1 protein-coding gene is annotated in these 504 nt (G+C 41.1%); it reads left to right on the top strand.

The features are described 5' to 3' along the window. Window positions 1-104 precede the first annotated feature (104 nt). Window positions 105-504, top strand: a 400-nt coding sequence (locus R8O11_RS31660; protein WP_318195443.1) for an alpha amylase N-terminal ig-like domain-containing protein, incomplete at its 3' end; no start/stop codon positions are given.

Raw genomic sequence — 504 nt, 5'->3', positions numbered from 1 at the left:
CCTCCTTGAGAAAATAGGTAAAACACCGAATTTCCAAGGAGGATTTTTTATCTCTCATTCTTTAATAAAATAGTGGCATATCCACCTATTAAAGAGTGCTTATTATGTCTTTGCCATTTCTCTTTCATAGCCAGACGGTTGATGGTTTAGCTTTCGATGGTAAACGCGTGAAGGTCTGTCTAAAAACAGAAGCGTTAACATTTGATGCTGTTTATGTGCGTATTGAGCCAGACAACGAAGAATACCTTGTCGACATGGTGCAATGCGGCAGAGCTGGAGAGTTACTGCTGTGGGAAGTATCGTTCGAGCCGAATAGAGATCGAGACATCACCCACTATGTATTTAAAGTCGTTAGAAACGGTCAGCAATATTGGCTAGACGCACGTGGCGTGCAAAAACGTATTCCGCCCAAAGAATTTCATTTCAAATTGAATGTAAACCATCAACCGCCAAAGTGGGTTCAAGAACAAGTTTTCTATCAGATTTTTCCTGATCGTTTTGCCG

Source organism: Vibrio sp. 1288, from assembly GCF_033344475.1.
The sequence above is the reverse complement of the archived record's forward strand: the minus strand, read 5'-3'. Positions and strand labels throughout refer to the sequence as shown.